This window comes from Bacillus sp. ISL-41 (genome assembly GCF_018613235.1).
Classification (GTDB): Bacteria; Bacillota; Bacilli; order Bacillales; family Cytobacillaceae; genus Mesobacillus.
Genome location: NZ_JAGGQP010000007.1, coordinates 38,546 through 52,230 on the forward strand (window position 1 = coordinate 38,546; position 13,685 = coordinate 52,230).

Below are 13,685 nucleotides of genomic sequence, written 5' to 3' on the forward strand. Positions count from 1 at the left end.
CCTCAGAGACGCAATCCCTTTTTAAATCTACAGAAGATTGATAAAATTTAGTGGACGAGAATTTTAGGAGGAACACAATGGATCCATACATAATTTCTAAAGAAAAAGATGGGTTACTGCTATTTACAATCAACAGGCCTGACAGGAGAAATGCCATTAATTATGATGTGATGGCTGGACTTGAAAAAGCAATCGAGACGGCTGCTGGAAGCGATATTAAAGTATTTGCTATTATGGGGGCAGGCGGCCAGGCATTTTGTTCTGGAGGCGATTTATCTGCCTTTCATCGTTTAAAAACAGAGTCACAAGCGTATGGGATGCTTTCAAGGATGGCTAGTATTTTATACAAGCTCCTTGTCCTTCCAAAACCGACTATTGCCATTTTAAATGGTTCTGCTGTAGGAGGCGGGTGCGAAATTGCTTCAGCATGCGACTTCCGGATTGGAAGAGAAGGGGTGAAAGCGGGCTTTGTCCAGGGAAACCTCGCCATTACGACTGGCTGGGGAGGAGGCTCGATCCTCTTGGAGAAACTACCGCAGAATATCGCGATGAAAATGCTGCTTGATGCGAAAATATATACTGCTGAACAACTCGCGGAACTTGGATTCATCCATCATATTTATAAAGAACATCCTATAGATGCCTGTCTTTCATTTATGGAAGGCAGCTTGAATAAAGAGACAACTGTTTTAGAAGCCTATAAAACTTTATTGAATAAAAAATGGGAACTCTTATCAATGAGAGAAAGGATGGAAGAGGAAGCTGCGAGATGTGCTGTACTGTGGGAGCATGAAGCCCATCACAATAAAGTGGACGAATTCATGAATAAAAAAAATAAAAATATTTAGCAGGGTATTAGGTGATATCAGTCTATCTTTCCTATTAGATGCATATGAATGAATAAAAAACAATAGGAGGGATTTATTGATGCCATTAACCCGTCAGGATGCCTGGTCACAGGATGAAGACTTATTGCTGGCTGAAGTAGTATTGCGGAATATCCGGGAAGGCGGTACCCAATTAAAAGCATTTGATGAAGTGGGGAAACAGCTTTCGAGGACTGCTGCAGCTTGCGGTTTCCGCTGGAATTCGTATGTAAGAAAGCAATATAAATCTGGTATTGAGCTGGCGAAAAAACAGCGGAAGGAAGCGAAAAAACAGGCAAAGACACAGGAGAGAGCAGAGGAGCCTGCGGCACCTGTGAGCGAAGTGCCAACAAGTCCTTCAGAACAAGAGGAACAGCAATCCGGCCTTAGCATTGAAGCAGTAAAACAATACCTCGATGACCTCTATGAAAAAGCGGCAGCAGCTAACAGCCAGGATGTGCAAAAAGATCAAATCCGCGGGCTGGAAAAGCAAATCTATTACTTGTCTGCCGAAAACGAAAAATTGGAAACACAACTGCGTTCTATGGAAGAAGACTATCGAGCCTTAATTGACATCATGGAGCGAGCAAAAAAAAGAGTTGGCCCTAAAAGTGAGGACCAACAACAAAGAATGAACTTCCAGGTTGAGGGTAAAGGAAATCTGGAAAAAGTAGAAAAATAGTCAAGAAAACGCGCCTGCCGGTTATGGCAGGCGCTATTATTGTGCGATTATAGAAAAAATCAACATTTGCTCATGCGAATATCGCAGTTGTACTGAAATTATTGAAGCTGTTCAGTTACACCAGCTGGGTACCAGACAAGCGGATTCTCCCCACGGTCTCTTTCTACATCATAATGGACTGGAGTAAAGCTCATCTTTTCCCAGAAGTCCTGTGATTTAACCCGAGGATTCGTTTTGATCGGCAGGCCAAAACCCTTCGCGAATTCAACGAGTGCTTTGCCATAGCCCTTGCCCTGGTAATTTGGAAGTACCTCTAACTTCCAAAGCTCCAGATAGTCCTGAGGAGGTTCGAAATAGCGGTCAAACTGCTTCTTGACCTGGTAAAGGCTCATACGGGCAACTAGCTTGTCGCCGAAATAGATTCCGTAGAAAGGAGAATCGCTATCATTTTCAACAATGTTTGCTTCCAAATCCTCAAGCATTGAAAGCTCCTGGTGGCCATACTCTTTGAACTTCTTGAATTCTTCTAATGTCTTATAATTGATTTTCAGTTTTTCCACTTTATTCACCATAAAACAATCCCCCAATCAAGCCGCCAATAATTCATTGTATACTGCTCTTAACGAAAGTTTACTCCTCCATAACCGGATGATAAAAATCTGAACCTTGATTTTTATGAGTCTTTCAAGGCTGAGGACAGATTCAAAGACATCATGCTTTCGTAAGCAGCAATATATATATACCCGAAATGTAGCATATTTAAAGGCAGCTGAATATATTTGTTTTTTATAGCCTATTTTTATTATATTATAAAAACATGAAAAATTCTGCATTTGAATTTTAGAAAGCGGTTCCAATTTTTGCAGGAAGTATACAGAATATTGTAGAATTTTATATAGTGAGCGTATTTTTTTACGGGAAAGGGGAAAGAACGTGCAAAAATTACTAATTGCAAACAGAGGGGAAATTGCGCTTCGCATTATCCGAACATGCCGCGAGCTTGGAGTAAAAACAGTGGCTGTCTATTCTGATGCGGATAAAGAGTTGCCTTTTGTTAAAGAAGCTGACAGCGCTTACCGGATTGGCGAGCCGCCTGTTCAAAAATCATATCTCAATGCAGATGAAATTTTAAGAATCGCAAAAGAAGAAAATGTCGACGGCATTCATCCTGGTTATGGCTTTTTATCGGAAAATGCAGAGTTTGCCCGTAAAGTGAAGGAAGCTGGCTTAGCTTTTATTGGTCCTGCTCCTGATACAATTGAAAAAATGGGTGATAAAATTGTCGCCAGATCGACGATGGAAGCAGCTGGCGTTCCAGTTGTGCCGGGCAGTGACCATGGACTGAAGACACTGGAGGATGCTGTCAGGCTTGCAGAGAAAATAGGCTACCCGGTTATGCTGAAGGCTAGCGGCGGCGGGGGCGGCATTGGCATGGTGCTCTGTGAAAATGAGCAAGCGCTCGTTAAGAATTATGATTCAACGAAGGGCAGGGCAAAGGCTTATTTTGGCTCTGATGAAGTATTCATTGAGAAATACATCAAAAATGCCCGTCATGTCGAGGTGCAAATTTTTGGCGATACCCATGGCAACCATGTACATATGTTTGAACGTGATTGCTCTGTACAGCGCCGCCACCAAAAGGTGATTGAGGAGGCTCCTTCGCCATTCCTGAAAGAAGAAGCGAGACAAAAGATGTATGAAACAGCAGTTAAAGCTGCTAAGGCAATGAACTATGTCAACGCAGGAACGGTGGAATTCATTGTCGATGAGAACGAGAACTTCTATTTCCTTGAAATGAACACCAGACTGCAGGTTGAACATCCAGTCACAGAAACGATTACAGGCCTGGATCTTGTTAAGTGGCAAATCCTCGTTGCCCGCGGTGAAAAACTGCCGCTGCTTCAGGATGAAATCAAAAAGAATGGTTGGGCGATCGAATTCCGTTTATATGCGGAAGATCCTGTAAGGTTCCTGCCTTCACCTGGTAAGATCAGTGAATTTTCATGGCTGGAGGCAGAAGGCGTTCGAGTTGATTTTGGATATGAATCCGGTTCGACGGTAACCCCTTTTTATGATCCTATGGTTGCCAAATGCATTGTAGGAGGCAGTACCAGGGAAGAAGCAATACAGCTTGCACAGGAATTTTTCGCGACGCTGAAACTCGAAGGCATTAAATCCAATGCCCCATTGTTTGCCGAGATATTAAGTGAAGAAGGCTTCAAATCTGGCAATTACACAACAGCCTATTTAACAGAAAGAAAAATGGCATCTAAATAGAGGAGGAAAAGACATGAAAGAAATTACAGCAAATATGGCAGGAACAGTTCTTAATGTGATGGCAGCAGCAGGAGATACGGTAACAGAGGGGCAGGAAGTCCTAATGCTTGAAACAATGAAGATGGAAATCCCTGTTGAAAGCCAGGGCGCAGGAACCGTTGCGGAAGTTAAGGTGAACATTGGAGACTTTGTTAACGAAGGCGATGTCCTGCTTGTATTAGAATAATAGATTTTAAGGAGGAGTAGAATGACTACCGCGAAAACATTAACTGATTCATTGCAGGAAAAAGTCCAACAAATCGAGGCTGGCGGACAACCGAAATATCATGAAAAGCTGGCTGAACAAAATAAATTATTTGTGCGTGAGCGTTTGAATCTATTATTTGACGACGGAGTCTATGAGGAAGATGGCAAATTCGCCAACTTCCAGGCTGGTGACCTTCCGGCAGATGGTGTTGTAACGGCTATCGGAAAAATCGGCGGGCAAACAGTTTGTGTCATGGCGAACGATTCAACAGTAAAAGCCGGCTCATGGGGTGCCAGGACTGTTGAAAAGATCATCAGGATCCAGGAAACAGCTGAAAAATTAAAGGTGCCTTTATTGTATCTGGTCGATTCGGCTGGTGCCCGAATTACCGATCAGCTTGATATGTTCCCGAACAGACGGGGAGCAGGCAAAATCTTTTACAATCAGGTAAAATTGTCTGGAGTTATCCCGCAAATCTGCCTTCTTTTCGGGCCTTCTGCAGCAGGCGGAGCATATATTCCTGCTTTCTGCGATATCGTGATCATGGTTGACCAGAATGCTTCGATGTATCTGGGGTCACCAAGGATGGCGGAAAAGGTAATCGGCGAAAAGGTAACGCTTGAGGAAATGGGCGGCGCCCGGATGCATTGCTCTGTCAGTGGTGTAGGCGATATGCTCGTATACAGCGAGGAAGAAGCCATTGAATCAGCGAAGCGCTACTTGAGCTATTTCCCTGCAAATTTCCAGTCGAAGACAGATTTGGTTGAGGGAGTGGCTCCCAAGGCTGGAAGAAGTCTAGAAGAGATTGTTCCAGTAAACCAAAACGCTCCATTTGATATGTATGAAGGCATCGATGCGCTGATTGACGAAGGAAGTTTCTTTGAAATCAAAAAGCTGTTCGCTCCTGAAATTATCACAGGGCTTGCCCGTATAGATGGAAGGGCAGTTGGAATCATTGCCAACCAGCCAAAGGTGAAGGGCGGAGTATTGTTCGTGGACTCTGCCGATAAGGCTGCTAAATTCATCACGCTCTGTGATGCCTTCCATATCCCTTTGCTGTTCCTTGCTGACGTACCAGGATTCATGATTGGTACGAAAGTGGAGAGAGCCGGGATCATCCGCCATGGTGCGAAGCTGATTGCTGCGATGAGTTCAGCTACTGTACCGAAAATATCTGTAGTTGTCCGTAAGGCATATGGAGCAGGCCTGTATGCGATGGCAGGACCAGCATTTGAGCCGGATTGCTGCATCGCTCTGCCGACTGCCCAAATCGCGGTGATGGGTCCGGAAGCTGCTGTCAATGCAGTCTACTCCAATAAAATCAATCAAATTGAAGACCCTAAAGAAAAAATCACATTTGTCCAGGAAAAACACCAGGAATATAAAGAAAGCATCGACATCTATAAGCTAGCCTCTGAGTTGATCGTTGACGACATCGTTGCAGCCAACGACTTGAGGAATGCACTGATCGATCGCTTCAAACTATACGAAACAAAAGATATGGAATTCAGCGTCAGAAAACATCCTGTATATCCGGTATAAAAACAAAAAGCGCAAGCGTCTCGAGGAGTTAGGCGCCGCAGCTAGACAAGCGACTCGAGGGGCTAGGCGCTGGAGCTGGATTAACCCATACAGTTATCCACATTGCAATTATTTTTATAATTACCTGCAAAAAAGTAAACGGAGATCCTATTGGGTCTCCGTTTGCTTTTACGGGGAGGAAAAATGAAGGTTCTATCAAAATTAATTCAAATAACCATAATCCCTTCTTCCTAATAAACCATTGTTTCTGCTAAAATATGACTAAAGTCATTGTATATCGGTGTCAAATTTAATAGATTTTCATTATAAAAGCACAAATGTTCTTTCATTTTATTTTTTAAGGGCAGGATGAGGGGTTTTTATGAAAATAGGAATAATCGGCGGCGGCTCAATAGGATTATTATTCTCTTATTACCTAAGCTTGCACAATGAGGTTTCTGTCTACACAAGGACACAGGAACAAGCAGACCTAATTAACGAACACTGTCTTCGTCTTGTAAAAGGTGGAATAGAGCAGGCTCCATTACAGGTAGCTGCTGCTCCAATCCAGAAATGGAGGGGGAGCGAAGATTTAACTGTTGTTGCGGTGAAGCAGTACCAGCTCTCCAGTTTAATATCTGACCTGAAAGATAAGGCCAAAGGAAGCATCCTTTTCCTTCAAAATGGCTATGGCCATATTAAAATGCTCTCGGAGCTGGCAGCAAATGATATTTTGGTTGGTTCTGTTGAACATGGAGCTGTCAGAGTGAACGGATATACAGTTCAGCACAATGGTGTGGGTGTAACCAGAACTGCAGTTTTTAGAGGAGATTCAGGCTTCCTTGGAGAATTATCTACAATAACAAGTTTTCCATTTATCATGGAACGTGACTACAAAGAGATGCTCGTCAAAAAATTGGTGGTCAACGCGGTGATCAATCCATTGACGGCAATCCTTAAAGTGAAAAATGGAATGCTGATCCAAAATCCTTTTTATTTTGAGATCTTTAAGCAATTGTTTGATGAATGCGCTTATGTACTTGAACTGCCTAATCGGGAACAGTACTTCAGTAATCTTATGGCAGTTTGCGAAAAAACAGCAAATAACTATTCATCCATGTATAAGGATATTGAAAATGGCAGGCAGACAGAAAATGATGCCATTCTCGGGTATTTGCTGGAATTAGCCAGAAGCAAAAATAAAAAAGCTCCATTAATACATAACTACTATCACTGCATAAAGGGGAAGGAGCACGAAAGGGAGGGAGCATAATGCCGGGATTCTTCTCCGCACTTGTTGCCACATTGATCACAGTTCCAATGATTGGCTACCTCACTGTGTTCATTATCAGTAAGCAAATTACAGGCAACCATCGGCGTTCGGTCAATATGGCCCTTGACTTTAGCACCTTTTTGCTGGTACTGTCTGTCCATTTTTTGATCATCACCATCTGGAACAAATCGTACCTATGGCTGATCCTGATCATCTTATTTGGGCTAGCGGCTATATTTGTTTTGATTCACTGGAAATATAAAGAGGAAATCTTGTTGCCGAAGGTTTTCAAGGGCTTTTGGCGCTTCAATTTCCTGCTTTTCTTTTCAGCCTACATCGTCCTCGTGTTATATGGTTTGTTCAAACGACTGACATTCCTGTTTGCTTAAACTAGTGTTGGACCGTCCTAATAGAGGGTCCAGCATTTTTTTTTAGCTTATCCTAATCTTGATTAAAAAAAATCTTGATTTTAGAAATTTCGAAAGGCAAAGTTTTTTTCTTTTCGATTCAAACAATGCTATACTCATAACAGTGAAAATTGCTTACGAGAAAGGAAGTACAAGTTAATGGAGATGTTGAATCTCTCTCTTCCGGCTGCGAACCGGTTTGCGACAGATTATCTAACTGGAAGCCCTGGGCTGCAGAGCTTCTTTCATTATAATTTCAACGATAAAAACGCATATATCCACCGCCTGGATGAATTGAAAAATAGAAGCTTTATGAGGCAGGAACTTGCAGACCATATCCAGTCCTTTATGTCCCGTTATGCGAATTCCGAAAAAATCACTGATAATATCAATAAGCTGAGAAAAGAAAATAGCGTTGCTGTCATCGGAGGCCAGCAAGCCGGTATTCTGACTGGTCCGCTATATACAATCCATAAAGTGATTTCAATTATCAAGCTTGCTGAGCAAAAAGGGGCTGAGCTTGGCGTTCCTGTCGTACCCGTATTCTGGATTGCCGGGGAAGACCATGACTATCAGGAAGTTAACCATGTGTATGTCATGAAGGACAATAAGCAGGAAAAGTGGGTTTATCCTGAAAAGAACCTGGAGAAAAAAATGATTTCAGAAGTGTGTATAAACAGGGACCTTTGCTATTCCTGGGTTGAAGAAATCATCGAAACCTATGGAGAGACGAAGCACACGAAAGAGGTATTGGACTTTGCTCTTGAATCGTTGAGGACTGCTGAATCCTTCGTTGATTTTTTTGCAACCATCATTATGGAGCTATTCAAAGATTCAGGCTTGCTGATCGTAGATTCTGGAAATAAAGAGCTGCGCAGGCTTGAAAAAGACTATTTCATCAATCAAATCAAAAATCATCGTGAAATCACGTCTGCTGTTCTTGGCCAGCAGGAACGGACAGCTGGTGCTGGATTTGCGAATATGATCGATATTAGCGAAAATGCAGCAAACCTTTTCTTTTACGATGAAAAAGTAAATGAGCGGATTTTGCTCCAGTTTGACCCACAAAGTGGAGGGTTTTCAGGTAAAAATGGAGAAGTCAGCTTCACATATGAAGAGCTGGTGGAGATTGCGAACGAATATCCTGAAAAGCTGAGCAATAATGTCGTTACTCGTCCGCTAATGCAGGAGTGGCTGTTCCCAACGCTGGCGTTCATTGGCGGACCCGGGGAAATTGCCTATTGGGCTGAGCTGAAACTTGCTTTCGAACATTTTAGTCTAAAAATGCCGCCGCTTGTTCCAAGACTCAACATAACACTTCTCGAAAGGTCGATTGAGTCTGACCTTGAAGAACTGAACCTTGATTTGAAAGAGGTTTTAATTTCTGGAACAAATGGTCATGAGCTGAAATTTATCGATTCTCTAAAGGATCGTGAAGTAGAAGAACTTTTCGAGAATGTAAAAACGATGCTGTCAGATCAATATAAAGTCATCCGTGAAAAATCCAACGGAATCGACCCCGTATTGATGCCTATGCTCCAGAAGAACGAATCCATCCTGATTAAGCAGGTTGAATTCATGGAGGATAAAATCGTAGAGGCAATTTGCCGAAAGCATGACCATATTCTGCGCAAATTCACAAGAGTAGAAAATGCATTAAGGCCAGGCGGTTCACCTCAGGAAAGAGTCTGGAACCCATTCTACTATTTAAATAAGTTCGGATTGGATTTAATACCAGATTTACTAAAGATGGATTATGAATTCGATGGAACACATAAAATTATTAAGCTTTAAGTTTAAGCTTCATCCTTTGAGGATGGAGCTTTTCTGTTTGAAAAGATAAACAACTCTACACTGCCCGAAAAGTAGCGAAAGGGTGAATTACGGTAAAAGCAACGGCTTTGCATTGCCCGAAATGAAGTGGAAAGATGAAATATGGTAAAAGCTGCGCCTCTCCATTGCCCAAAATGAAATGAAAAGCGGGATTATGGTAAAAGCAACGGCTCTGCATTTGCCATAAAAGAAGTGAAAAGCTGGATTACGGTAAAAGGAGCCCCACTGCATTACCCAAAATGAAGAGAAACGACGAGATACGGTAAAAGCAACTTTTTTGAAATGAAAGAAATTGATGGAAATGAATATTACTAGAAGGATTTTAGGGGCGTGGGGAGAATAATTAAAATAAGGTGGTGAAAAGTGGGGGAATGTGGTACATTGTATTTAGAAAGTGGGGGTAGTGGCATGTTCATGGGTGAATACCATCATAATGTTGATAGCAAAGGCCGATTGATCATCCCTGCCAAGGTCCGTGAAAACCTGGGAGAAATGTTCATTCTTACCCGTGGACTTGACCAATGTTTATTTGGTTACCCCGTTTCTGAATGGTCAGTGATTGAAGAAAAGCTTAAAGGACTTCCGCTGACTAAAAAAGATGCACGTGCATTTACCCGTTTTTTCTTTTCGGGTGCTACCGAGAGTGAAATTGACAAGCAGGGGAGAGTAAATATTCCTTCCCCGCTGATGCAATACGCCAAGCTTGAGAAAGAATGTGTGATTTTAGGTGTTTCCAATCGAATTGAAATTTGGAGCAAAGCCATCTGGGAAGAATATTTCGCAGAATCTGAGGAATCTTTTGCTGAAATTGCGGAAAATATGATTGGATTTGATATTTAAGGGTAACATTATTCTGATATAATATTACCTGCTCCTCGATTGGAAAGGTGGATCATGATGTTCAAACATACAACAGTTTTACTGGAAGAAACAGTAGACGGGCTAGATATCAAGCCTGACGGTACATATGTGGATTGCACTCTCGGTGGCGCAGGCCACAGTGAATTAATTTTGTCCAAGCTTTCGGAAAAAGGAAAGCTATACGCATTTGACCAGGACGATATTGCAATTGCGAATGCAAAAGAGAAGCTTGCTGCTTATGGCGACAGGCTGACGATTATCAAGAGCAATTTCCTTTATTTACAGGAAGAGCTTGAAAAATTGGGTGTAACAGAAGTGGATGGAATTCTGTATGATTTGGGAGTTTCCTCACCGCAGCTGGATACACCGGAACGTGGCTTCAGTTATCACCATGATGCTCCGCTTGATATGCGGATGGACCAGGATGCACCATTGTCCGCTTATGATGTGATTAATGAATGGCCATATGAAAAATTGGTCAAAATCTTTTTCCAGTATGGGGAAGAGAAGTTTTCAAAGCAAATTACCCGCAAGATTGAGGCAGCGAGGGAAAGTAAACCCATTGAAACAACTGGTGAACTTGTCGAATTGATCAAGGATGCGATTCCTGCACCTGCAAGGAGAAAAGGCGGTCACCCGGCCAAACGAGTTTTTCAGGCAGTCAGGATTGCGGTTAATGATGAGCTTGGTGTATTTGAAAAATCGCTTGAGCAGGCAATCGATCTCCTGTCCGTTGGAGGTAGGATCAGCGTCATCACCTTCCACTCACTTGAAGACAGGATTTGCAAGGTAACCTTGAAAAAAGCGAGTGAAACACCTCCGCTTCCACCAGGCTTGCCGATCATACCTGAAGAATACCAGCCAAAATTGAAGCTGATTACAAGGAAGCCGATCCTTCCGTCAGAGGAAGAGCTGGAATTCAATAACCGGGCAAGATCCGCAAAGCTGCGCATCGCTGAAAAAGTAAAAAAATAAAAAAAAAAAATATAAAATATAATTTTCAGGAGGGAAAATGATGAGCAATCTGGCTAGAAAATTGCAGCAAGAACAGCAGCAGCGCACTGTTCAGGCACCGGCAAAAGCGCCGGCAAAACGCAATTCGATACTGACGCCCGGCGAAAAAATCCTGATGTTTGTTTTTGGGGCAATTGTTTGCTTCGGCGCGACATTCATGGTTTCAAAACAGGCAGCCATTTACGAAGTCAATAAAGAAATTCAAATCATTGAAGGCAGCATTCAGGAGCAGCAAAAGATTAACGGTGACCTTGAAGTCCAGATTAGCGAATTAAGTACCTATGAAAGAATCAAAAAGGTAACAGAGAAGCTCGGTTTAACATTGAACGAAGACAATGTTAAGGGTGTTGAAAACTGATGATTAAGAAACAGCCAAATATGAATGCGGGAGCAGCGGTATTATTCGTAATATTCAGCCTGCTCTTTTTTATCTTGATTTTCAGGTTCGTAACGATCCAGGTTACGGGAGAAGTACACGGGCAAGCCCTGGCTGCAAGGGCACAGCAAAAGTACACGAATGAAAAAGTAATCGAGGCGACCAGAGGAACGATCTTTGACCGCAAAGGTGAAGTGGTTGCGGAGGATACGACTGCCTACACGCTTGTGGCCATCCTAAACGATTCAGTAACAACGAATAAGAAGAAGCCGAAGCATGTAAGCGACCCTGCGAAGACCGCGGCAGTGCTGGCAAAGTATATAGATATGAGCGAATCGGAGATATACAAACGACTGACCAAAGAAAAAGCATGGCAGGTTGAATTCGGAAAAGCCGGCCGCGATATTTCTCATCAGACCAAGCGGGAAATCGAAGAGGAGAAACTTCCTGGGATCACTTTTTTACGAGATTCAAAGAGGTTCTATCCGAACGGTGTATTTTCATCTCATTTAGTCGGATTTGTAGAGAAGGAAGAAACAAAAGATAAGAAAACAGTTACTGCCGGTCAGCTGGGCATTGAAAAAACGCTTAATGACGAATTGACTGGCAAGAACGGCTCTCTATCATTTGAAAGTGATTTATGGGGTTTTCTTTTACCTGATGGAGAAAAGAAAGTCACACCAGCCAAGGATGGAAGCAATATATTTTTAACGATTGATAAAAAAATCCAAACATTTGTGGAGGATGCCGTCGATCGTGTTGATGAGGAATATAAACCAAAGAAAATCATTGCGGTCGTCGCTGATCCGAAGACCGGAGATATCCTTGCAATGGCCCAGCGACCGAGCTTCCACCCGACGACAAGGGAAGGGCTGGATAATAGCTGGCATAATGAGGTGGTCGAAACACCGATCGAGCCAGGATCTACGATGAAGATTTTCACACTTGCTGCAGCAGTGGAGGAAAATAAATGGAATCCGAATGAACTCTATAAATCAGGTTCTTATAAAGTTACCGAAAATTCAAGAGCAATTCGCGACCATAACGGCAGTGGTTGGGGAACAATATCTTATTTGGAAGGCATCCAGCGTTCTTCTAACGTAGCAGTTGCAAAGCTGGTAAATGAAAAAATCGGCACGGAAAAATTCCGTGAGTATTTGACTGATTTTGGCTTTGACCAACCTACGGGTATTGACCTTCCTAACGAGACATCTGGAACAATTGTCTATAAATGGCCGATTGAGAAAATTACGACTTCATATGGACAGGGAACCACAATCACGCCGATCCAGCTTATACAGGCAGCCACAGCAGTAGCGAATGACGGGAAAATGATGAAACCGCGAGTGATTGATAAGATAGTCGATCCAAACACTGGTGATGTGATCAAGCAAGAGGCACCAAATTCTGTTGGCCAGCCTATATCTGCTGAAACTGCCAAGGCAGTTAGGGATGTTTTAGGGACTGTTGTCACTGGTGAGCATGGTACAGGGAAATCATACGCAATCGATGGGTATGAGGTTGCCGGTAAAACAGGTACTGCGAACATAACAGCAAATGGCAGTTATTTAGATGGTGCAAGCGATTATCTGTTCTCATTCCTTGGAATGGCACCAAAAGATGATCCAAAATTGATCGTCTATGTCGCAGTCCAGCAGCCGGAAATAGACCATTATTATAAAGGTTCTATTCCAACCTCCATGATTTTTAAATCAGTGATGAAAAGCAGCCTGCAATATTTAAATATTAAACCTGCCTCTGTGGAAAAGGCGGATTCCAGCCCGGTACCGGATGTAACGGGTATGAGTGCCGCAGAAGCGAAGAGCTTGCTTGAATCCAAAGGGTTTGAAACAGTTGTTATCGGAGACGGAAACCAGGTGGAGGAGCAGTTGCCTAAGGCTGATATAATGGCACTCGAAGGTGAAAAAGTCTTTATCAGATCATCCGGAGTCATGACATACCCGGACATGACAGACTGGTCACTTAGAGATGTCATGAAGCTGGCGCAGATTGCAGAGATTAAGCTGAATAAAGCCGGCAGCGGTTACGTCACAAAGCAAAGCCTTAAGCCAGGAGTACCAATCAATGAAGGGGAGAACCTGATTGTCGAGCTGGAAACCCCGCTTCAGCAATTTGAGAAATCATTAAAGACTGAGGAAGATAATGAAGAAACAGAGGAAGTGGGCGGATAAGCCCTTCCTCTGTTTTTTTGTTTTGTCCGAAGTGTTATCAAGTTCGGACAAAACAGCATTCTTAGCTCCTCATTTTGTCTTAAGTCACACTGGGTTCGGACAAAAATGCAGCCGAAGCTCTTCATTTTGTCAGAAG

General features: G+C 42.8%; 13 protein-coding genes. 12 read left to right on the forward strand and 1 reads right to left on the reverse strand.

All coding sequences use genetic code 11. The annotated features are described in order from the left end of the window. Positions 1-77: 77 nt before the first annotated feature. Positions 78-848: an enoyl-CoA hydratase/isomerase family protein gene (locus J7I80_RS02795; protein ID WP_214735898.1), complete on the forward strand. Its 771-nt coding sequence runs from the start codon at positions 78-80 to the stop codon at positions 846-848. Between the two features lie 79 nt (positions 849-927). After that, complete coding sequence (locus tag J7I80_RS02800; protein WP_214735899.1) at positions 928-1,548, forward strand: RsfA family transcriptional regulator; 621 nt, start codon at positions 928-930, stop codon at positions 1,546-1,548. A 98-nt stretch (positions 1,549-1,646) separates the two neighbouring features. On the opposite strand, the gene J7I80_RS02805 is transcribed toward J7I80_RS02800, so the two are convergent. Further along, positions 1,647-2,120, reverse strand: coding sequence for an N-acetyltransferase (locus J7I80_RS02805; RefSeq protein WP_214735900.1), 474 nt, complete (start codon positions 2,118-2,120; stop codon positions 1,647-1,649). 361 nt (positions 2,121-2,481) lie between these two features. Here J7I80_RS02805 and J7I80_RS02810 point away from each other — a divergent pair, with 361 nt between their 5' ends. The 10 genes from J7I80_RS02810 to J7I80_RS02855 all read left to right on the forward strand — a co-directional run bounded on the left by J7I80_RS02810 (position 2,482) and on the right by J7I80_RS02855 (position 13,549). Next, positions 2,482-3,825, forward strand: a complete 1,344-nt coding sequence (locus tag J7I80_RS02810; RefSeq protein ID WP_214735901.1) for an acetyl-CoA carboxylase biotin carboxylase subunit — start codon at positions 2,482-2,484, stop codon at positions 3,823-3,825. Positions 3,826-3,838: 13 nt separating this feature from the next. After that, the gene (locus tag J7I80_RS02815) at positions 3,839-4,051 is read left to right on the forward strand and encodes an acetyl-CoA carboxylase biotin carboxyl carrier protein subunit (protein WP_214735902.1); all 213 of its coding nucleotides are present in this window, start codon (positions 3,839-3,841) and stop codon (positions 4,049-4,051) included. A 21-nt stretch (positions 4,052-4,072) separates the two neighbouring features. After that, positions 4,073-5,614: an acyl-CoA carboxylase subunit beta gene (locus J7I80_RS02820; protein WP_214735903.1), complete on the forward strand. Its 1,542-nt coding sequence runs from the start codon at positions 4,073-4,075 to the stop codon at positions 5,612-5,614. Positions 5,615-5,975: 361 nt separating this feature from the next. Continuing rightward, the gene (locus J7I80_RS02825; RefSeq protein ID WP_214735904.1) at positions 5,976-6,866 is read left to right on the forward strand and encodes a 2-dehydropantoate 2-reductase; all 891 of its coding nucleotides are present in this window, start codon (positions 5,976-5,978) and stop codon (positions 6,864-6,866) included. Next, complete coding sequence (locus J7I80_RS02830; protein ID WP_214735905.1) at positions 6,866-7,255, forward strand: DUF3397 domain-containing protein; 390 nt, start codon at positions 6,866-6,868, stop codon at positions 7,253-7,255. Before J7I80_RS02825 ends, J7I80_RS02830 begins: the two co-directional genes overlap by 1 nt. Before the next feature lie 177 nt (positions 7,256-7,432). Next, positions 7,433-9,067 carry a bacillithiol biosynthesis cysteine-adding enzyme BshC gene (bshC, locus tag J7I80_RS02835; protein ID WP_214735906.1) on the forward strand — a complete coding sequence of 545 codons (1,635 nt, stop codon included), beginning with the start codon at positions 7,433-7,435 and terminating at the stop codon, positions 9,065-9,067. A gap of 447 nt (positions 9,068-9,514) precedes the next feature. Beyond that, entirely contained in the window at positions 9,515-9,946 is a 432-nt protein-coding gene (gene mraZ, locus J7I80_RS02840) for a division/cell wall cluster transcriptional repressor MraZ (RefSeq protein ID WP_102262102.1), read from the forward strand. Positions 9,947-10,003: 57 nt separating this feature from the next. Then, complete coding sequence (gene rsmH / locus J7I80_RS02845; protein ID WP_214735907.1) at positions 10,004-10,942, forward strand: 16S rRNA (cytosine(1402)-N(4))-methyltransferase RsmH; 939 nt, start codon at positions 10,004-10,006, stop codon at positions 10,940-10,942. 40 nt (positions 10,943-10,982) lie between these two features. After that, a complete protein-coding gene (gene ftsL / locus J7I80_RS02850) occupies positions 10,983-11,339 on the forward strand; it encodes a cell division protein FtsL (protein ID WP_214735908.1) in 357 nt (118 codons plus the stop codon). After that, a complete protein-coding gene (locus tag J7I80_RS02855; RefSeq protein ID WP_214735909.1) occupies positions 11,339-13,549 on the forward strand; it encodes a penicillin-binding protein in 2,211 nt (736 codons plus the stop codon). The genes ftsL and J7I80_RS02855 overlap by 1 nt, the downstream gene beginning before the upstream one ends. Positions 13,550-13,685: the final 136 nt, after the last annotated feature.